Origin of the sequence: Taishania pollutisoli (genome assembly GCF_014518315.1) — a bacterium.
In the GTDB taxonomy this organism is placed as follows: domain Bacteria; phylum Bacteroidota; class Bacteroidia; order Flavobacteriales_D; family Crocinitomicaceae; genus Taishania; species Taishania pollutisoli.
The window spans coordinates 1-21,165 of record NZ_JACVEL010000017.1 but is presented as its reverse complement, the minus strand read 5'-3'; the positions used below and the strand labels follow the sequence as shown (position 1 = coordinate 21,165).

Sequence of the window (21,165 nt, the reverse complement as noted above, 5' to 3'; positions counted from 1 at the left end):
TATACTTGTTAAATAAAACGGTTTACTTCAGATTCAAAATCCAGTTGCTCACGTATTCCATAAATGCAGGAGAGAGTGTTTCTTCAATCAGTAAATACTCCGAAGGAGCACCGGTTTCAGAAGTCTGAAACAAGTGATTGAGTTTGGGAAATGTGTGAACACTACTTCCTTTGTGAGAATGTAGTAACTGCTGCATTGGTTCCATATTGGCACGTACGGAAACCTGCAGGTCGTTTTCTCCGAAGAGTGCCAGCACAGGACATGTAACGTCTTTCATGAAATCGGCCGGAGATGTGATGATAAAGGTTTTCATCCAGTCACTTGTATAAGTATAGGCTGTCTGGCGTGCAAAATTTTTAGGTGAAGAACTTTTCGGAACCGGAAAATTCAATTCTTTGATCCATCCCTCTATTTGAGTTGTCAAATCCTGTTGCAATGAAGTTGACGCGGCGTGTTGAAAGATGTAATTAATGATGAGTTGCGTTAATGCTGTTTGCTGTCGGATTTCTTCTTCATCTGTACCTGAGGCCCGCATGATTAATTCCTGCTGATCGGGAATAATAATTCCTCCGGGAACGCTTGGCCCGGCCATCAGGATAATGAATCCCACATGTTTATTTGCTGATGCAACAATCGGAGCGATTAATCCTCCTTCACTGTGGCCGATGATGCCCACTTTTGTTTTATCGATTCCTTTTTGTTTGTGTAAAAATTTCCACGCAGCCTCTGCGTCTGTTGCAAAATCTATGCTTGTAGCTTTGTTGAATTCACCCGTAGATTTCCCTACTCCCCGGTCATCGTAGCGCAATACCGCAATTCCGTTTCTGGAGAGGTGGTCCGCTAATACATGAAATGGTTTGTGTCCCATTAATTCTTCGTTCCGATCTTGCGGACCGCTTCCTGAAATAAGAATTACTGCGGGAAATGGTTCCTTTCCTGTCGGTGTTGTCAATGTACCGGACAATTTTACTTTCGGATCGGTTGTTTTTATGGTAACTTCCTTTTCTTTGTAAGGAAATGGTGCCTGTGGAACCTGACTACGTTTAGGAGGGGATAACTGACCTTCGAATTTTCCCATTTTCAAGGGGATTTCATTCCCCCCTTGGTAGAATGTTCCTTTGATACTGTCGTTTTCTAGTGTTCCGTCATATTTGGCTCCCATTAAGGGTAAGTCAATGGTAATGTGATTTCCTGAAACGGTGGTTTTATGTGCGGCATTCCCAAATGAATTCTGATCGGGACTGTCCATTTTCGTGATGATGATTCCTTCCTGTTCGGAAATATGAAAAGCGATTCTCAATTGTAGTCCGGAAGTAGTTATTGTCCCCAGCCAACTACCGGTAAACGGGTTGGATTGAGCAGTAACAACAGATGTGATCAACAGAAATGTCAGAACGGTTGTAAGCAGGAAAACGGATCTTTTCATTTGAAATGTTTTTTTGCTAAAGATACTAAAAATACACACATGTTTAGTGTATATTCTCACGATCCGACAGTGTAAAATCCGCTCTGTTCTTGTATTAACAGCAGGAAATGAATTAAAAAATCCGCCATTTGCTTCGCAGTGAAGTTGTTCTGAAATCGTCCAGAATTTCATTCACTCCTTTATTCGAAAGTCGTTGTAGCAGCTTAAATGTTCCTTTCGCCTGCTTGAAATCCATTTCGTCGGAAAAAATAGGAACAATGGTTAGAAAATGAACTTCTTTTTCCCCAACACGAATGGGGGCAAGTTCATTTTCAAGCAGCATCGGATCGAGCAGAATCAGGTTGTTTTGTCTCATGGTAGGGGAGAGCGGGGTTAGGTCTTTTCCGGTTGGGATGGTATGTCCGTGACCGAACCAGGTTTCTTTTTCCGTCACATGCTTTGCGAGTTTCTGAATCCATGGAAAAATCCAGTTCATGTTCGGATTTTCCAAATCTTCCCATTCCCAGTAACTCGGGAGACAAAAACAGATCTCATTGTGCGCTCTTTCTGCTAATTTTTCAGGAACAGGCATTTTATAGTCAGACAAGCCATTGGTGCAAATAACAGTGATCGGAGAACGGGATTCGAGGTCGAGCGCGATCAACGGAAGTTCATCATCTCCTACGGGAATCATAGAAATCCGGTGTTCACCAAATCGTTGTGCTAATGCGTCGTATAATTGTGTCATGTCAAACCGTTAAAAAAAGGGATCCGGTACCGAATCCCTTTCTATTGTGTATAAAGTCGTTATTTTTTACTCCACTCTTTGATGGAAGCTTCGTTCATTTTTACGTATTCTTCATTGTTGGCTTTTTTGGCAGCTTCCGATGACAATTTCGCTGTTTCAATTGCTCCTTTGAAATCTTTCAGGTTTGCCTGAATCAATGCTTTCTTGCGCAGGAAATAGAACGGAACATTCTCACCGCTCAATTCAATGGATTTGTTCATCCATTCCAATGCTTGTTTCATGTCTCCGTTTGAATTTACATAATAATCAGCTGCTCTGTAGTAGTCACCTGCAGTTGGTTTACCTGACAATGTCGCTTTGATGCTGGCTTCTACTTTCGGCCCGTTGATCACTTTGAATGGCACACTGACATGTGTTTTGTCCCATGCAAATGTCAGGTGAGCTCCGTCAATTTCTACTTTATCAAATCCGATTGTAAATGTTTCCACTACATTTCCTGATTGAACAGGAGCTTCTACCTTCACGGCAACCAGTTTGTCATCCCATTTTTCCGGAGTTCCCCAGTTTTCTGTATTTGCGTAGAAATAAACTGTCCATTTTGCAGCTTCCGGTTTTATAAAAATAGCATAGCTTCCCGCTTTCAATGTGTCTTTACCGAATACCAAATGGTCATCGGTAACAATTGTTGTATTTTTATTGGCTCCGGCTCTCCATACTTCTCCATATGGTACGATGTCTGTAAAAACTGTACGACCTCTTTTACTCGGTCTGGAATATTCAATGTCAATTTCCGTAAGTCCAACGGTCTGTTCAACTTCTCCAAGCGGACTCAACGCAGGAGTTTTAATTTGAGCATTTGCTCCGAAAGATGCCGTTAAAATGGCTGCAATTGCAATTCTTTTCATTGTATTTATTTTGTATTGATTAATTCTGATGTGTTACAGCTTCCAAAGATACCCAAAATTCTTTACTGGAGGGAACGCATCCCTGATCAAGTAATTGATGAATTTCTTCTTCCCGGGTCTTGTTATTGGGTTTGGACTGCCGGATAAACTGGATTTCACCTGCATGATTCACCAATGCGTGGTGAATCGACTCAGGGGTTGACAAATCTGCTGGCGCTGTTTCATTCAACTGTAGTGAGATAATCTCCGTGTCGGTATCTCCGCAATGGAAAACAATACATGTTTTCGGAGAACGGTATTCTACATAATGAATGTTGCTGTAGGCAATCTGAAGCACGCTGTCGGAAAATATTTCAACCAGCTTCATGGCCTTTTCGGGTTCATTTTGATTGATTTTAGCCCATTCATCTCCGTCAATTCCGTTGACAATCAGGAACGCTTTTAAATCATCTTCGAGAACCGTAAGTTCTTCGTTGGTTAAACATCTAAATTTCATGCGTTCAGAAAGATTCTTATTTTAAGACCCAGCCGGTGAGCCCCAAAGCAGTGGATTTTGCCATCAGTTGGTTCAGTTCTTCCTGGGAATTTGCAGAGCCGATGGATACTCTGCTCAACCCCGCTTTCCGATCTTTGATTGAAGCGTTGAATCCCTTTTTTCTTAGATCATTCACCAGGTTTTGGGCATTGATCTCATCTGAAAAACATCCGACAATATAACTCATCGTACCTGCAGCAGAAGTGTACGTCGGCTGAGAAGTATTTTCAACGGAATTTTCTACTTCCTGTTTTTTCTCAATATTTACGAGCACGTACGTCTCATTGGTCAGGTTGTATGAATATGTATCTTCATTTGATTCAACAGCTTCCAACTGTGTTTCCAATGATTGTTGTTGTTCCCCTTTCTTTGTGATTTTTTTCTCTACCGATTGCTGTGTATAGGTAGCTTGTTCTTGCTTGTGAAACGGATTAAAATCCTGGAAAGAAATCATTTTTGATTCCAATACATCCGTTTTCATAGGAATCCATAAGGAATAAAAGATCACAGGAATCGCACATGCAGCAGCTGCGTATTTCCAGAAATTAGATTTCTTAGGAACAACCACAATGTGTTTTTCTTCTTCTGGTTGTGCAGGGGAGAGATGTGTAATTTGTTCCGCAACGATTGGCTTGATCTCAGGTATTTCCACCACAAGGGTTGGTTTTTCTTCTGTGATCAGGGATTGCTCCATGACTTCAATCTTGTGCTGAGCGATCGCTACATCTGATTCTGTCAGGAAGTGAACGCTGCCCAACCCGTAGGAAGAAAGCAACAGGTTAAATTCACGATCTTGCTCAAAACAGATGTTACGTTCCTGGTCAAAAAATAAAAATCCTACTTTATCGATGGAAACCCGGTTTCCGGAACTGAGTTCCACATTCCAGTTGCCGATCATCTGCCGGACACTGTCCAATGCTTCATCATAAGAGGTTTGATTGCGAAGTGCAAATTCAGAAACCAGTAACCCGTCATTACTGATCAGCTGGCGATTGAATAAAAGAGATTTTCTCGGAGGTGAAATAACACCGCTTTTGTAATCAATCTGGGCAGAAGCTTGTTTTGCGACAAAGCCTCCGAATCCGGGAATGATCACACAATTGTGACGGAGCAATAAACTTCCAATTATTTCATCCACTTTTACCATGATTACAAAAATAAATAAAATCAGTTATCTGCCAACGCAACGCATCGAAATTTCGCGTCGACCGGCAACTTATTTCAGGCTGTAGCTGACGTTCAAGGCCTCCAATGTTTTAATGACATTATTGTTTACTTCTATTTTTACACTTTTAGAAGCGAGGCTAACCTCTACTTCATCTACAGAGTCGTACACCAGGAAATTAACAGCGCATGCTCCTTCATTTTCCAGGAATAACTTATTCAGATCTGAAATCAGTCGTTGTTCCAGTGAACGTGCAGGAATTTTTAAGTTGATCGCGTTTACTTTTTTCTCACGCAGATTCTGCAACAATTCAATGGTGTGAATGGTAAATTCTGCCTGGCTTCGTCGCGGTGGAATTTCAATTTTCCCTTTGACGGCAACAAACATATTGGTTGTCAGAAAATGTTTGAATTTCAAATAGTTTTCTCTCCACAAAAATAGCTTGGAAGAATGTGTGTAATCTTCCAGTGTGATCGTTCCGAATGGTTCTCCCTTACTGGTAAAGCGGTGTTCTGCTTCCGAAATCACACATCCGATGGTAATTTCTTTACCCATGTGCTCTTCCAGATTGGCGATCATTTCAACTGTTCCGTTGCAAAAGGATGTCAACTCCAGTTTGTAATCATCCAGTGGATGTCCCGAGATATAGATTCCTACGACTTCTTTTTCTTTTGTCAGCTTTTGCCAGCTTCCCCATTCTTCACATTTCGGAATTTCAGGTTCCGGCATTTCTACGCCGGATTCTCCACCGAAGAGTGATACCTGTGCGGAATTTTCTTCATCTTTATAGCTTGCTCCGAATTTCAACAGGTTCTCAAGAAATGTTCGTTTATTGGAATCTTCTCTGAAATACTGAGCCCGGTGTATATTTTTAAATGAGTCGAATCCTCCTCCGAGAATCAAACCTTCATATGCTTTTTTATTGCAATCTTTTGAGCCGACGCGCTTCGCAAAATCGAAAATCGACTTGAACCCACCGTTTTCATCCCGTTCTTTTATAATCGCACCAACAGGCCCTGATCCCAGTCCTTTAATCGCCCCCATCCCGAAACGAATATCTCCTGTTTTGTTCACTGTAAACTTCATGTGCGATTCATTTACATCAGGCCCCAGTACATTGATTCCCATTCGCTTACATTCTTCCATGAAAAATGAAACAGATTTGATATCGTTCATGTTGTTGGAGAGAACAGACGCCATGTATTCTGCCGGGTAATTTGCTTTCAGATAGGCTGTTTGGTAAGCAACCCATGCATAGCAGGTGGAGTGCGATTTGTTGAAGGCGTAGGAAGCAAATGCTTCCCAGTCTTTCCAGATTTTTTCCAATTTGTCTTCGGCATGCCCCTTTTTCATGGCTTGTTCCACAAATTTCGGTTTCATTTTGTCGAGGACGTCTTTTTGCTTTTTTCCCATTGCTTTCCGCAGGGTATCGGCTTCACCCTTCGTAAAATCTGCCAGTTTTTGGGAAAGAAGCATTACCTGTTCCTGGTAAACGGTAATACCATAGGTTTCTTTCAGGTATTCTTCACAATCATCCAGGTCATAAATGATCGGTTCTTCTCCGTGTTTTCTGCGAATGAAAGAGGGAATGTATTCCAGTGGTCCCGGTCTATACAGCGCATTCATGGCAATCAAATCCGCAAAGACGGTTGGTTTCAGCTCCCGCATGTATTTCTGCATTCCGGCAGATTCGTACTGGAAAATCCCGACGGTTTCACCTCGCTGGAATAGTTCGTACGTTTTTTCATCGTCGATCGGGAAGTTGTCCGGATCGAGGTCTATGTCGTGCCGTAATTTGACATTACGAACAGCATCTTTAATAAGGGTCAGGGTTTTCAGTCCCAAAAAGTCCATTTTCAGCAAGCCTGCCGATTCAGCAACGGAGTTATCGAACTGCGTACACCACATGGATGAATCTTTGGCCAATGCTACCGGGACGAAATTGGTAATGTCGTCGGGTGTAATAATCACACCGCAGGCATGAATTCCCGTATTGCGGACAGAACCTTCCAACTGGCGGGCCTGTTTGATAACTTCTGCCTGTAGTCCCTGTCCTGAAGCCAGTAATTTCAGTTCTTTCGCTTTTGCAATCGCTTCGGAATTGTTTTTTAGTTTGGCAGCCAGTGTATTGTCGTCCAGACTAAAAATATTGGACAATGAGGTGTCGGGAATCAGTTTGGCGATCCGGTCGGCTTCGTTCAAAGGTAAATCCATCACCCGCGCCGTATCACGGATGGAAGATTTCGCCGCCATTGTACCGTATGTGATGATTTGTGCAACCTGGTTGGAACCGTATTTGTCGATTACCCAGTTGATCACATCCCCACGCCCTTCATCATCGAAGTCAATATCAATATCGGGCATGGAGATCCGGTCCGGGTTCAGAAAACGCTCAAAAAGTAAATCGTATTTGATCGGGTCTACGTTGGTAATTCCTGTACAATAAGCAACCGCAGATCCTGCTGCCGATCCCCTTCCGGGACCGACGGAAACGCCCATGTCTCTTGCTGCCTGACAAAAATCCTGTACAATCAGGAAGTAACCGGGGTAACCGGTACGTTCAATGGTTGCCAGCTCAAAATCCAATCGTTCTTTGATCTCATCCGTAATTTCCTCGTAGCGTTTTTTGGCTCCTTCGTATGTCAGGTGGCGCAGGTAATTGTTTTCTCCACGTTTTCCGCCATCTTCTTTGTCCCGCGGGTCCTGAAATTCTTCGGGAATTTCAAATGCAGGAAGGAGTACGTCGCGTGCCAGTCCGTATGCTTCGCATTTATCAATGATTTCTTCAACGGATTCGATCGCTTCCGGTAAATCCAGGAATAGTTCTTTCATTTCTTCCTGCGACTTGAAATAATATTCTTCATTTTCAAGTCCGAAACGAAATCCGCGCCCGCGTCCTTTCGGAGTGCTTACCAAAGAGGAGTCTTTCACGCACAACAGAACGTCATGTGCTTCCGCTTCTTCCCGGGAAGTATAGAACGTATTATTAGTGGCCACTAATTTTACACCATGCGCTTGCGAAAACCGGATGAGCGTTTCATTGACACGATTTTCGTCTTCTTGTCCGTGTCGCATGATCTCAATGTATACATCTTCTCCGAATTGCTCTTTCCACCATATCAGTGCTTCTTCGGCTTGTTTCTCTCCCAGGTTGAGGATCATGTTCGGGACTTCTCCGTAAAGGTTTCCGGTCAAAACAATCAGGTCCTCTTTGTATTTGATGATTTCTTCTTTATCAATCCTGGGAACATAGTAAAATCCTTCCGTATAAGCTATGGAAGCGAGTTTGATCAGGTTTTGATACCCGTTTCTGTTTTTGGCAAGAATAACGATTTGGTAACCGTTGTCTTGTCCCGACCGTGATCGTAAATCCTTACAGACGTTAAATTCACATCCGATGATTGGTTTGATTTCCTGCCCATCGAAGGATTCTCCTTTTTCTTCAGCTTCTTTCTGAAGTTCTTTGATTTTCTTATTGTATGTTGATACTTCCTTTTCAAAATGAAAAGCAGCCATCATATTCCCGTTATCCGTTAATGCGACTGCGGGCATTCTGTATTCTGCTGCTTTTTTTACCAGTGACGCTACTTTGATCGTAGATTGCAGAACGGTAAATTGTGTATGGTTATGCAGGTGTGCGAACTGAACATTGGCCAGTCGTTTCCTGTTTTCCTCTAATGTTTCTTTCGAAATGGAGGTATCGTCCTTTGCTTTGAGTTTTTCACTCTCTGCTTTTAAATTCAGGTGCTTTAGTCCGATGAACCCAATCGGTTTCGGATTGAATGCTTTGAAGTTTTCAATGTAAGAACCACCTTGTTGCAATTCTTCCTCTGTAAATACTTCTGTGCGGATCAATTCAAAGAAACAGCGGGTCGTTGCTTCCACATCGGCTGTAGCATTATGGGCTTCTCCGAATGCTTCTCCGAATAAATGCTTATGAAGTTCAGTCAGTGTTGGAAGTTTGTAACGTCCACCTCTACCGCCCGGTAGTTTACAAAGTTCGGCAGTTGTTTCGGTACAGGTATCCAGCACTGCCATTGTTGTCATTGGAGTAGGGGTGTTGAAACGAACAAATTCACAACCCAGGACATTGATGTCAAACCCGATGTTTTGTCCGACTACAAATTTAGCTTTGCTAAGTGCGATATTGAATTCGGCAAGTACCGTAGCCAGTGATTCACCGTATTTTTCTGCTAATTCCGTTGAAATTCCGTGAATGCGTTCCGCGTCATACGGGATGTCAAATCCGTCAGGACGAATGAGGTAATCTTTGTTTTCAATGAGCCGCCCCATATCGTCGTGCAATTGCCACGCGATCTGGACAACTCTCGGCCAGTTGTCCGTGTCCGTTATCGGAGCATTCCAATCCCTTGGTAAACCTGTTGTTTCTGTGTCAAATATGATGTACATAGGAGTGTGAATTTTGCAGACTTTAAAGATAGTGATTTTTTAGGCAGTAACTTTTAATAGTTACGAATCATTATCAACAAAAAATCCCCGGTCAAAACTGGCCGGGGACTTCTGATGATTATCAATTTTTTATGCTTCCTCGTCGTCATCTCCTGAATCATCAACTGATCCACGAGCTCTTTTCACAGAAACAATAACTGCATTTGCCGGGTCTAAAACGGTTACCCCTGGCAATTGAACATCTTTGATACGGATCGCGTGACCGATTCTCAACGGAGCAATGTTCAGAACGATTGCTTCAGGAAGGTCTTTCGCCAGACCAACAACATTCAGTTTTCTGAATACCTGCAACAATTTACCTCCGGCCATTACACCTCTTGAGCTTCCTTCCAAACGAACAGGTAAACCAATTTTGATTGGTTTCTTATCTGTTACTTCCAGGAAGTCAACGTGCTGAACTGTGTCTTTTGTTGGATGTTGTTGCAATTCACGAATGATTGCCTCTGCTTTTTTTCCATCAATGTTCAATTCAATTTTGTAAACATCAGGAGAAAAAACGATTTTCTCAATGTCAATCGCTTTTACAGAAAAGTGAGTTTGCTCACCTGTACCGTAAAGCACTGCAGGAACGCGACCTTCTCTTCTAAGAGTCGCAGCGTCCTTTTTCCCTACGTTCGTTCTTGACGAACCGCTCAATTGTGCTGTTTTCATTTATTATTTATTTTAAGATATTACAAAATGTGAACTGATTGATTCGTTATTCACCAATTTCTTGATGACATCACCAAATAAATCTGAAACGGACATGACCCGAATCTTACTGCTTTGTTTTTTTAACGGAATAGTGTCTGTAACGATTAACTCCGTTAAATTAGACTGCTCAATGCGTTCATATGCAGGACCTGAAAGTACTGCGTGTGTACAAAATGCACGTACTGATTTTGCTCCTTTTTCAATGAACAAATCAGCTGCTTTTGTCAAGGTGCCGGCTGTGTCGCACATGTCGTCAACCAGGATAACGTCTTTTCCTGCTACATCTCCGATCACTGTCATTTCAGCTATTTCATTTGCTTGTTTGCGTTGCTTGTGACAAATTGCCAGCCCGGTATTCAGTTTCTTGGCGTAGGAATTTGCTCGTTTTGCTCCTCCTGCGTCCGGTGCCGCCATGATCAGATTTCCGTTGTTCAGACGTTCCATTTCCGGGTAGAAAATAGTCGATCCGTACAGGTGGTCTACCGGAACTTCAAAAAAGCCCTGAATCTGGTCTGCATGTAAGTCCATGGTCATGATTCGGTCGACACCTGCCGCCATCAGCATATTGGCAACTAATTTTGCACCAATAGCAACTCTTGGTTTGTCTTTTCGATCCTGACGGGCATACCCGAAATACGGACAGATCGCGATGATTTTTCGGGCAGATGCGCGTTTGGCAGCGTCAATCATCAACAGTAATTCCAACAGGTTGTCTGCCGGTGGCATCGTCGATTGAATAATAAACACATCCATTCCTCGAACAGTTTCCTCAAATGAAGGTTGAAATTCACCATCACTGAAGTCTGCAACTTTAACATCACCAAGAGGTATTCCATAAGCTTTAGCTACTTTTTCTGCTAATACTTGTGAAGCTCTTCCTGCGAAAATTTTAACACCAAACGACATAACTTTAACTCGGATTGAGGGTGCAAATGTAGTGATTTTTTTATTGTATTTATGAATGACCGTCGATTTTTCTGTGATCTGCGTTGACAAGAACTGCGATTTATTCATTCATCCGGCTAAAATTCGCATACTTTCAGGAAGATTTAATGTACCTTTGACCTATGAATGTGGTGAAGAAGGTACTCAGTTTTCCATTGATTTTATTGGTGAAAATTTACCAGTGGGTCATCAGTCCTATTTTACCCCGGAGTTGCCGCTATACCCCAACATGTTCTTCTTATATGATTGAAGCGATCCAGGTGTGGGGACCTTTGAAGGGGACCTGGCTGGGAGTCCGGCGAATCTCCAGATGCCATCCATGGGGAGGATGTGGACATGATCCCGTTCCGAAAAAAGAATAGTGCATTATTGAGGGGACAGCAAGCGGTGAAAGGATGGACACACCTGTTTGTCCTGGTATACCTCCTTGGACAAAAAGAACCAGGTTTTTCCGTCGTCCTCTGAGATGGCATATACTCCTTCTGCTCTTCTTTGCTTTGTGCCATCCGTTCCTTTTTCAACATCCAGTTCATAGTAAACGTGGATTGTATCATCGGATGTTTGTGTTCTTCTAAGTGTGGGATCGGTGTATTTTATTCCCTGTTGATACGATTCAGAACAATCCATTTTTTTTAACAGCACACTGTCTCCCTGCTGTTTCAACTCCCGGATGTAATCAGGATGTGTAAATCCTACTAAACCAACGACCATGCAACCATTCTTCGCCTTTAAATACCTTGATACATGTTGATTTAAGGCCGTTTCCTGATCAGCGTTCAGAGAACAGGAAGCGAGAATACAGATGCCGGTAACCAGCAGGAAATAACATGACAATTTCATAGTTGAATGTATATATGGAAACAAAAATAATAAAAATATACGGTTGATTCTGTGAAACATTCTGAGGGTGTTTTTCCCGAAAAATTGTTTCTTTGCAAGAATGAAAATAACATTTTTGTGCATCGGGAAAACAGGAAAGAAATTTCTTGAAGAAGGGGAGGAGGAGTATCTGAACCGGTTGAAACATTACATAAAGATGGATCGAATTGAGCTTCCGGATCTTAAAAATGCCCGTAAATTAACAAAGGAGCAAGTCAAAAAAGAAGAGGGGCAATTATTCCTGTCAAAGATTCCCCAGGGAGATGAATTAATTTTGTTGGACGAGCGTGGAAAGCAGTATTCGTCTATCGACTTCTCGGCTTTTCTGGAGCGTAAAAACATTAGCGGAATCAAAGGAGTGACATTTATCGTCGGCGGTGCATACGGCTTTTCCGACGAGTTATATGCGCGTGCAAATGGAAAGATCAGTCTTTCTTCCATGACCTTTTCACATCAGATGATTCGGATGATCTTCTTTGAGCAATTATACCGCGCCTTTACCATTTTGAAAGGTGAACCGTACCATCATGAGTAACTGTTATTCAAAATAAAGTTCATCCAGAAAGATATAGGTCGGATATCCGGGGCTGACATGCCATTCCGGATTTACACCGTAATTGACCGCATTAAATTGAATCGATTTAACCGGTTTCTGATTGGGTTGGTGCTCAAAACGAATTGGCTTTTCAGGACTGTTACCTGCTTTCGGATGTTCTTCCAGGTCAATGGTTACTGTTTCCGTGGTTCCGTCTTCATATACGAGTGTAAATGCCACCGATTTCGGAGGGAAAATCCAGGAACGTGTACTTTGCAGGGCGGAAAGTCCTATTTTGTTGAACGTCTTTCCTTTTTGAAAAGTCACCGTTCCGGCTACATCCATATTGTAAAATCCCTGCCAGTCACCACTTCTGAATTCATGAGTTCCGAACAAGCCGTCAATCAGTGCCCCATCTCCTGAAGCAGCATATTGCTGCTGGTAAACTGATTTTAAAACCAGGCTGATTCCTTCCGGTTTCGGACGGAAATCATTTGAGATAACTTCGCTGTACTGTTTCGTTTCAGGATTGTACGCAATTGCTTTGACTGTTGTTGCGTGCTTGATTGTAAAAGGCTTTTTGTACTTTTTTGATTGATTGGATGGTGTACTTCCGTCAAGTGTGTAATAAAATGTAAGTCCTTTTCCTGCACTGCTGATCCCGATAGATGTTTGTTTCTCAAAACTGGTGCTTTGATTGGTGAAGTAGGGAACCGCAACAAATGATGCCGGTAGTGAATCCATGCTTGGTGCCACTGCATAAGTACGGTATTCGGCAGACGGATACGGCCCCATTGTGAACTCAATGGATTTGCAGCCTTCCAGTTCTTTTTGCGTAATGTAACGTTTTTTATATGTTTTTCCGTCGACCTTTATTTCCTGAATATATTTATTGTTTTTTGAATTATTAACGGCAGTGATACGTATTTTTTTGTTGTTTTCAAGACGCAATTCTGCGGATTTGAACAACGGACGTCCGAAATCATATATTCCTGTTCCGGGAGATACCGGGTACAATCCCAGTGAACTAAAGACAAACCAGGAAGACATTTGCCCGCAATCTTCATTTCCGGAAAGGCCATCCGGGGTATTGTGATAGTAATGATAGAGAATCGAATCGACAATTACAGCTGTTTTTTCCGGTGAACCTGTATAGTTGTACAAATATGCGATGTGGTGGGATGGTTCATTTCCATGTGCATATTGACCGATCAATCCTGTGATATCTGCCTGTGCATTTCCTGCCAGTTTGGAACTTGCTGAGAACAAATTGTCTAACCATTTTTTGAGACCTTCCGGTCCGCCCAATAGCTGTGAGAGAACAGGAATTGCATGGGGAGCGTACAAGGAATATTGCCAGCTGTTCGCCTCCGTAAAATGGAAATTTACTTCTTCCGGTTTAAACGGTGAATGCCAGATTCCACCATGACGTGGGCGCATGAAGCCTGTCTGAGGGTCAAAACTATTGATAAAGTTGAATGCCCGTTTGTAGAAGATATTTATTAAACTATCCTTTACCGTAAATCCTTCTTGTTTTGCAGCGGATAAGAAGGTATAGATACAATAGGAATCATAAGCGTATTCCAGTGTTTTAGAAACGGACTCAGGTTCTTTTTTGCAATTGATAAAACCCTGGTTATTGAAATCTGTTTTCCCGAATTCATCCAGGTTGGCAGTTGTTTCCAGTCCGTGAATGAACAGCGGGACATCTATTTGCTTCAATCCTTTTACATACGCATCGGCAATGACCGAAGCCGAATGGTAACCGATCATGCAATGTGTTTCATTTCCTGCCAGTTCCCATACCGGTAAATCACCGCTGTGCAAAAACTGATTCTCAAATGTCGTGATGAAATCATAAGTGCGTTCCTTTTGGAATAGGGTATACCAGGGGTGTGTTGCCCTGTACGTGTCCCACAATGAAAAAACAGTGTATTGATTGGCGTTGTTGTTACTTTGATGAATTTTTCCATCCAATCCACGATACCTTCCATCTACATCACTAAACAAATTCGGAGCGAGGTAGGAATGATACAGCGCTGTGTAAAAGTTCGTTGCCTGGTTTTTATCAGTTGTGTCGATGATGACTGCTGACAATTCTTTTAACCAAAGATCTTCCGTGGCCTTTTTTACCGATTCAAACGTTTGGTCTTCTGTTAGTTCTTTCATCAGGTTCTCTTGTGCACCTTTTTCATCTACTGCGGAAATTCCGACACGCAGTTCAAGTGTTTCAATGGTTTCAGGAAATTCCAGGAGTAATTTCGCACCATCATCGATGAGTTGCGAACGAATAGCATCTGTGGAAGTAACTATAAAAAAGTACAAATGCTGTTCTTTCGCCCAGGAGGAAGAAATGCGTACACCGGAAATTTCTCTTTTGGAGAGTTCTTGTATACCATATTTCAACAATTTATCTCTATGTGTTAAATCAATTAAGATTGACCGTTTCTGACCATCCTTTGGAAATGTATACCGGTGTATTCCGGAACGCTGGGTTGTTGTTAATTCTGCTTTGATACCATTGTCTAACTCCACAGTATAGTACCCGGGACTTGCTTTTTCCTTCTGGTGTGAAAAAGTAGCACCGTAACCTCCTTTTTCCGGATTGAGGTAACCAGGAATTGTTTTCGGTTCTCCTGTTTGCGGAACGATCAACAGGTCGCAATAGTCTTCTACTCCTGTACCACTTAAATGTGAGTGACTGAATCCGTAAATGATTGAATCGGAGTAGTGATAGCCGGAGCAACCGTCCCATCCCTGGTAACGGGTGTCAGGACTCAATTGCATCATTCCGAAAGGAGCGCTTGCCCCCGGATAGGTATGTCCGTGTCCTCCGGTTCCGATAAACGGATTGACATAATTCAGTAGGTACCGGTCCTTTTTGTAGTCAGTTGCCTGATCTGCTTTTTCCAGCCGGAGTGTATTCCTTTTTGGGGTGGTCAATTTATCCTGCGACAAGGCTAATGATCCAAGTAAAACAGATAACAACAGACAATAATACTTCATGATAGTCATTTAAAATTAAAATTATACAGGGTAGCAGAGAGCGTTTGATTTCAAAGTAGGGTGCAAAGCTATATTTTTTTTCAATTATTCGGAAATGAACTGGTAATCAACTTCCAGCTGACTGTTGGAACGATCCGGATTTTCGATTATAATATATGCATTGTCTTGCGACCATTTGGTTAAAAATGAAGTGTCTAACTTTCCGTTTTTTAACCGGATGGAAGTTGACGAGTTGACAGCATCCCGGCTTAAATGAAGTGTAATATTGTCAGATAATTTCCCTGTAATCCGAAGCTCCAGTTGTGTAATGGTTTTCTGATCCGGATGTTTTTCAAGTAAAATAACTTTGTTGGGGATGGATAAATCAATAACTGCCGTTTGTGTACTGATGTTCAGATACCGTTCCGGGAAACCATATCGGTAAACAAGAAACAGAAGAATTAATACAGCCCCGATTCCTAAATAAATCCACGTTCTGTTTGGAGATTTCATTCGATTCCGTGACCGTTTAATTAATTGTTATTCATGCGTTCGTTGTTGCGTCTTCTGTTTTTCCTGTACGCAGAAAATGTTCCCCAGATATATCCTGTCACTAAACAAATCAGAATAATGACCGGAAGTGGAGTACTGAAGGTTCTGAATACAAGATTCAGTTCAATTGTATTCCAGTTCTGAACGATCAGAATAATAATAAAAATGGCAAGTGCCGTTCCGAGTATGATTTTAACTTTTTGCCAGAGGGTAATCCCTTCCTGTGGTTGTTGTATTTGCTCCATAGGGGTTGTTTATTTTCTCAAAAATAAGAAAAATGTTGTAAAACAACTACTATTTGAATGCCTGGATGAATTGTATATTTGCATTTTGAGTCGTAACATGATAAAGCAGCAATTAAAAAGGGGGTATCGAATCAGTAAATACGTTGTTTACAAAGAAACACTTGTAGATTATAAAGAACAATTCTGGTCGTTCCTGGGGTCGTTTATCGGCATCGGTGTCATTGCATTTATTCAGAGTTTATACCTCACTGAGCTGGAGAATATTTTTCTGATTGGTTCGTTCGGGGCAACAAGTGTATTGGTCTATGGCGCTATTCAAAGTCCGCTTGCACAACCAAGGAACCTGATTGGCGGGCATCTGATCAGTGCGGTGATTGGTGTGACTGTTTATAAGTTGCTTCCGGAGCTGATCTGGCTGACAGCTCCGTTGGCCGTATCGCTGTCTATTGTCGTGATGCAGTATACGAAAACACTGCACCCTCCCGGAGGAGCTACAGCGCTGATTGCTGTGATCGGATCAGAAAAAATAAAAGAACTGGGGTACTTTTATGTGCTCTCTCCTGTTTTTTCCGGGGTATTGATCCTTCTGATCATCGCATTGATTTTTAATAACATGACAAGTCAGCGTAAATACCCGACAGATGGTCGCTTTTCGCGAAGTATCAGATGGGTGGTGTCTCCGGCAAAGCAGCAGATGAACAAACTCAGAAGAAAATAAAGAAAGGACAGAAAGATTTCGTATTTTTGGGTAGAATGCTGACTTAACAATCTTTAACACTGACAGAATGTGCTTTTTTTATCTGTTGGCGTTATAATTGTAGCTGAAAAAAATCAAACTAAAAAATACATGTATCATGAATAATAATTGGAAATTAATCGGAATGGGATTTTTGGGAGGTTTGCTTCCATTGGGAGCGTTTTTATTGTTCAACGGAGGATCAATATCCGGTCATACAGATCAATATCAATCATTTTCAACTGTTCCCGCACACAGAACAAGTTTTATGCCTTCTGCAACACCGACAGATTTTATAGAAGCTTCTGAAAATTCAATTAACTCAGTTGTCCATGTCACAACGAAGGTGGTGCATACAACCTTTCAACGCGATCCGTTCCAGGAGTTTTTCTACGGGCCGGGTGCCGGAGGAAGGGAGTTCAAGCAATACGGTTCAGGTTCGGGATCGGGGGTTATCGTCTCGGCTGATGGCTATATTGTTACCAACAACCACGTGATTGAAAATGCGAGTGAAATCGAAGTTATTTTGAATGATAATTCCAAGTACGTAGCAAAAATAGTCGGATCAGATCCTTCGACAGATATTGCCGTATTGAAAGTAGAAGCAAAAAACTTAAATCCGATTCCACTCGGAAACAGTGATGACATCCGTGTAGGAGAATGGGTGTTGGCGGTTGGGAATCCGTTTAACCTGACATCTACTGTTACAGCAGGGATTGTTTCTGCTAAAGCGAGAAATATCAATTTGCTGGCCGACAGAAATAAGCGGGAAATTGTACCGATCGAATCGTTTATCCAGACTGATGCGGCTGTAAACCCGGGAAATAGTGGAGGAGCCTTAGTGAATACAAGAGGTGAGCTGGTCGGAATTAACACAGCTATTGCGTCACAAACAGGAAGCTATGCAGGGTATTCATTTGCAGTGCCTGTCAACCTGGTGCGGAAAGTAATGAGTGATTTGATCGATTACGGAGTCGTTCAGCGCGGATACCTTGGTGTTCAGATTTCGGATATCAACCAGGAAATCAAAGAGAAAAATAACCTTCCGAACCTGAAAGGAGTATTTGTTGGAGGCGTTGTTGAAGGAGGAAGTGCCGAAAAAGCAGGATTGAAAGAAGGAGATGTTATCCTTAAAGTCGGATCGAAAGAAGTAAATTCGTCCGCTTCGCTGCAGGAAGAGATCGGGAAAGGACGTCCCGGAGATAAAGTTGTGCTGACAATCCGCAAAAAGAACGGAAACGAGGAGTTGCTGGATGTGATCCTGAGAAACAGCGCGGGAGAAACAAAACTGGTATCCAAAGAAGAAGTGAACAAAAATGTAGCCTTAGGAGCCACGTTTGCAGAATTGACGGCCAAGGAGAAGAAAGAACTCAACACAGAGTATGGTGTGAAAATCAAGTCGCTGACAGCCGGCAAACTCCAGGCGTTGGGATTGAAAGAGGGGATGGTAATCACCAAGATGAATAATGAAGTGGTGAAAAGTGTTGAACAGTTAACGACAAAGTTAAATACAGGTAACACAGGGGTGTTGCTGGAAATCCTGACGGAAAGCGGGAGAAAAGAGTATGTGGGATTTGGATTGTAGCCATTTAGGTATGGTTTTTGATAAAGTTATGTGCCCGAAATAATTATCAACATTTTTTTGATTATAGGATAATTTCGTCGTAACTTTGCATCCAATTTTCTAAAAATAACACTCAAAAAAGGAGGTTTACAGTAGATGAGACAGCTTAAAATTACCAAGTCGATTACCAATCGCGAGTCACAGTCATTAGACAAATACTTGCAGGATATCGGTAAAGAGGAACTGATCACAGCAGAAGAAGAAGTAGAATTGGCCAGACGTATCAAGCAAGGAGACCAGAGAGCCCTTGAAAAATTAACCAGAGCCAATCTTCGTTTTGTTGTATCCGTTGCTAAACAGTATCAAAATCAAGGTCTGACGTTGCCCGATCTGATCAATGAAGGGAACTTAGGACTGATCAAAGCAGCTCAGAAATTCGATGAAACACGTGGATTCAAATTCATCTCCTACGCCGTTTGGTGGATTCGTCAATCGATTCTGCAGGCGTTGGCAGAGCAAGCGCGTATTGTGCGTTTGCCATTGAACCAGGTAGGGTCATTAAACAAAATTAATAAAGCTTTTTCACGCTTAGAGCAGGAGTATGAGCGACCGCCGTCTGCTGAGGAATTAGCAGAGGCTTTGGAAGTTCCTGAAGATAAAATCAAGGAATCATTGAATGTATCCGGACGACACGTGTCGATGGATGCGCCGTTGTCTACTTCTGAAGACGGAGGAACGCTAATGGACGTAATGGCAAACACGGATTCTCCGAAAGCAGACCACCAGTTGATGGCAGAGTCGCTGCAAAAGGAAATCGAACGCTCGTTGAGTACACTGACAGATAAAGAGCGTGAAATCATCCGCTTGTTCTTCGGAATCGGAATGAATCACGGATTGACGCTGGAAGAAATCGGCGCGAAATTTAGCCTCACTCGTGAGCGTGTAAGGCAGATTAAAGAAAAAGCAATCCGAAGGTTAAGACACACGTCGCGCAATAAGTTGCTTAAATCATATTTAGGATAATGGAAGAACTACCTGCATTTGTGGGTAGTTTTTTTGTTTTATAGTCAAATCAATAATCAATTAAAAATTTAATGTAAAAATGGAAGCTTCTTTGGGTTATGAAACCGAGTTGAAATCACACGTAGAGAGAGAACGTGCTGCCGTTAAATTATCAAGTAAAGTTGGTGAACTCCTGTATGAAAAAGGAGTAGAGTTAGTTTTGTTCAGAAATCATTTGACAGATGTAACGCTTTCTGAAATTTTGAACCTACATGAATATGCCAGAAATGTAGTGAACAAATCAATTGATGTCTTTACAACTTCCCAATTGGCTGAAGAATTATTGAAAATGGATTTGGCTCCTGCTAAATTAGATATCGGAAAATTAGCAAGTGAGTGGTTGGAGGAGCAAAGCAATTATGCGTCTAAAGCAGACTTCCTGAATGCGAAATTAACAGGGTTTGAATTAGGAAGCGGAAAAGGAATTGCACCAAGAGATGTTGTGTTGTACGGATTTGGACGTATCGGACGTTTGGCTGCGCGTGAATTGATTAAACAAGCAGGGAAGGGGCAGCAATTGAGATTGCGTGCGATTGTGACACGAGGAAATTCTCCGGAAGACATTATTAAACGTGCATCTTTATTGAGAAATGATTCCGTTCACGGAGCATACAAAGGAACGGTAAAAGCAGATGTTGAAAATGAAGCAATCATCATCAACGGGCAAATCGTGAAGATGATCAATGCAAACAATCCGGAAGATGTAGATTATACAGCGTATGGAATCAACAATGCGTTGATTATTGATAACACGGGAGTATTTACAAACCGTGAGGCATTGAGCCGTCACTTACAAGCGAAAGGAGTCTCAAAAGTAATTTTGACGGCACCCGGAAAAGAAATTCCGAACATTGTATACGGAATCAACCAGGATACATTAAATGTAGAAAGCGAAACGATTTATTCTGCTGCTTCATGTACAACCAATGCAATTTCCCCGATTCTGAAAGTAATCAATGACGAGTATGGAATTGTAAAAGGACACATTGAAACTGTTCATGCCTATACAAATGACCAGAATTTATTGGACAATATGCATAAAAAGCCAAGAAGAGGTCGTTCTGCAGCAGTTAACATGGTCATTACATCAACAGGTGCAGGAAGTGCCGTTACGAAAGTAATTCCGGAATTGAAAGACAAATTGACCGCAAACGCAGTGCGTGTACCAACACCGAATGGTTCATTGGCAATTTTAAGCTTGGAATTAAATAAGAATACTTCGATTGATGAAATTAACTCAGTAGTTAGACAAGCATCATTGGAGGGAGAATTGGTAAATCAGATCTTCTATTCATACGATCCGGAAATGGTTTCAAGTGATATCATCGGGAATACCTGTTGTTCCGTATATGATTCACATGCGACAATTGTATCAAATGATGGAAAGAACGTAGTTCTTTACGCCTGGTATGATAACGAGTTTGGTTATACAAAACAAGTAATCCGCCTGGCGAAATACGTAGCGAAGGTGAGAAGAAACATTTATTATTAATAGATATAATAAAAATAGATAGGAAGCCCCGGGCAAAATCTCCCGGGGCTTTTCGTTTGTCTATTGTATGTTTTACCTGTTTTTATAGGGGGGCTGTTATATTTTCAATAGTTGTGGTGTATTAATAACGATAAGTTAATCAGTGATTTGGCGTATTGAATTAAAATAAAATTAAAAAAACTTTAAAAAAGTCATTGCGGATAAGAAATAAGGGTCTATCTTTGCCGTCCGCTAAGGGCCGAACGAGGT

The 21,165-nt window shown here is 41.8% G+C and carries 18 protein-coding genes; 6 read left to right on the top strand and 12 right to left on the bottom strand.

Going from position 1 to position 21,165, the window contains the following annotated elements; translation table 11 throughout:
* Positions 1 to 22: 22 nt before the first annotated feature.
* The 8 genes from H9Y05_RS15355 to H9Y05_RS15320 all read right to left on the bottom strand — a co-directional run bounded on the left by H9Y05_RS15355 (position 23) and on the right by H9Y05_RS15320 (position 10,827).
* A complete protein-coding gene (locus tag H9Y05_RS15355) occupies positions 23 to 1,426 on the bottom strand; it encodes an alpha/beta hydrolase family protein (protein WP_216714783.1) in 1,404 nt (467 codons plus the stop codon).
* 112 nt (positions 1,427 to 1,538) lie between these two features.
* On the bottom strand, positions 1,539 to 2,153 hold the full coding sequence (locus H9Y05_RS15350) for a suppressor of fused domain protein (RefSeq protein ID WP_216714782.1): 615 nt from the start codon (positions 2,151 to 2,153) through the stop codon (positions 1,539 to 1,541).
* A 59-nt stretch (positions 2,154 to 2,212) separates the two neighbouring features.
* The gene (locus H9Y05_RS15345; RefSeq protein WP_163492980.1) at positions 2,213 to 3,058 is read right to left on the bottom strand and encodes a DUF2911 domain-containing protein; all 846 of its coding nucleotides are present in this window, start codon (positions 3,056 to 3,058) and stop codon (positions 2,213 to 2,215) included.
* 19 nt (positions 3,059 to 3,077) lie between these two features.
* Positions 3,078 to 3,554, bottom strand: coding sequence for a DUF6495 family protein (locus tag H9Y05_RS15340; RefSeq protein ID WP_163492981.1), 477 nt, complete (start codon positions 3,552 to 3,554; stop codon positions 3,078 to 3,080).
* 16 nt (positions 3,555 to 3,570) lie between these two features.
* Positions 3,571 to 4,731: an HU domain-containing protein gene (locus H9Y05_RS15335; protein WP_163492982.1), complete on the bottom strand. Its 1,161-nt coding sequence runs from the start codon at positions 4,729 to 4,731 to the stop codon at positions 3,571 to 3,573.
* 78 nt (positions 4,732 to 4,809) lie between these two features.
* Complete coding sequence (gene dnaE / locus H9Y05_RS15330) at positions 4,810 to 9,168, bottom strand: DNA polymerase III subunit alpha (protein ID WP_163492983.1); 4,359 nt, start codon at positions 9,166 to 9,168, stop codon at positions 4,810 to 4,812.
* 129 nt (positions 9,169 to 9,297) lie between these two features.
* Positions 9,298 to 9,879, bottom strand: a complete 582-nt coding sequence (locus H9Y05_RS15325; RefSeq protein ID WP_163492984.1) for a 50S ribosomal protein L25 — start codon at positions 9,877 to 9,879, stop codon at positions 9,298 to 9,300.
* Between the two features lie 12 nt (positions 9,880 to 9,891).
* Complete coding sequence (locus tag H9Y05_RS15320; protein WP_163492985.1) at positions 9,892 to 10,827, bottom strand: ribose-phosphate pyrophosphokinase; 936 nt, start codon at positions 10,825 to 10,827, stop codon at positions 9,892 to 9,894.
* Between the two features lie 161 nt (positions 10,828 to 10,988).
* Between H9Y05_RS15320 and yidD the strand changes: the two genes are divergently transcribed.
* Positions 10,989 to 11,228: a membrane protein insertion efficiency factor YidD gene (gene yidD / locus H9Y05_RS15315; protein ID WP_163492986.1), complete on the top strand. Its 240-nt coding sequence runs from the start codon at positions 10,989 to 10,991 to the stop codon at positions 11,226 to 11,228.
* Between the two features lie 4 nt (positions 11,229 to 11,232).
* On the opposite strand, the gene H9Y05_RS15310 is transcribed toward yidD, so the two are convergent.
* Complete coding sequence (locus tag H9Y05_RS15310; protein ID WP_163492987.1) at positions 11,233 to 11,706, bottom strand: hypothetical protein; 474 nt, start codon at positions 11,704 to 11,706, stop codon at positions 11,233 to 11,235.
* A gap of 100 nt (positions 11,707 to 11,806) precedes the next feature.
* Between H9Y05_RS15310 and rlmH the strand changes: the two genes are divergently transcribed.
* Positions 11,807 to 12,280 (top strand): 23S rRNA (pseudouridine(1915)-N(3))-methyltransferase RlmH, encoded by a 474-nt coding sequence (rlmH, locus tag H9Y05_RS15305; protein WP_163492988.1) that lies wholly within the window; start codon positions 11,807 to 11,809, stop codon positions 12,278 to 12,280.
* 3 nt (positions 12,281 to 12,283) lie between these two features.
* On the opposite strand, the gene H9Y05_RS15300 is transcribed toward rlmH, so the two are convergent.
* From H9Y05_RS15300 to H9Y05_RS15290, 3 genes are all read right to left on the bottom strand, one after another.
* On the bottom strand, positions 12,284 to 15,286 hold the full coding sequence (locus H9Y05_RS15300) for a GH92 family glycosyl hydrolase (RefSeq protein ID WP_216714781.1): 3,003 nt from the start codon (positions 15,284 to 15,286) through the stop codon (positions 12,284 to 12,286).
* A gap of 84 nt (positions 15,287 to 15,370) precedes the next feature.
* Entirely contained in the window at positions 15,371 to 15,778 is a 408-nt protein-coding gene (locus H9Y05_RS15295; protein ID WP_216714780.1) for a hypothetical protein, read from the bottom strand.
* Between the two features lie 20 nt (positions 15,779 to 15,798).
* Positions 15,799 to 16,062 carry a hypothetical protein gene (locus tag H9Y05_RS15290; protein ID WP_163492991.1) on the bottom strand — a complete coding sequence of 88 codons (264 nt, stop codon included), beginning with the start codon at positions 16,060 to 16,062 and terminating at the stop codon, positions 15,799 to 15,801.
* Positions 16,063 to 16,159: 97 nt separating this feature from the next.
* On the opposite strand from H9Y05_RS15290, the gene H9Y05_RS15285 reads away from it, so the two are divergent.
* The 4 genes from H9Y05_RS15285 (at position 16,160) to H9Y05_RS15270 (ending at position 20,916) form a co-directional block, all read left to right on the top strand.
* On the top strand, positions 16,160 to 16,780 hold the full coding sequence (locus tag H9Y05_RS15285; RefSeq protein ID WP_216714779.1) for an HPP family protein: 621 nt from the start codon (positions 16,160 to 16,162) through the stop codon (positions 16,778 to 16,780).
* A 136-nt stretch (positions 16,781 to 16,916) separates the two neighbouring features.
* The gene (locus H9Y05_RS15280) at positions 16,917 to 18,383 is read left to right on the top strand and encodes a Do family serine endopeptidase (RefSeq protein WP_163492993.1); all 1,467 of its coding nucleotides are present in this window, start codon (positions 16,917 to 16,919) and stop codon (positions 18,381 to 18,383) included.
* A gap of 135 nt (positions 18,384 to 18,518) precedes the next feature.
* Positions 18,519 to 19,385, top strand: coding sequence for a sigma-70 family RNA polymerase sigma factor (locus H9Y05_RS15275; RefSeq protein WP_163492994.1), 867 nt, complete (start codon positions 18,519 to 18,521; stop codon positions 19,383 to 19,385).
* Positions 19,386 to 19,464: 79 nt separating this feature from the next.
* Positions 19,465 to 20,916 (top strand): glyceraldehyde-3-phosphate dehydrogenase, encoded by a 1,452-nt coding sequence (locus H9Y05_RS15270; protein WP_163492995.1) that lies wholly within the window; start codon positions 19,465 to 19,467, stop codon positions 20,914 to 20,916.
* The last annotated feature ends 249 nt before the right edge of the window (positions 20,917 to 21,165 follow it).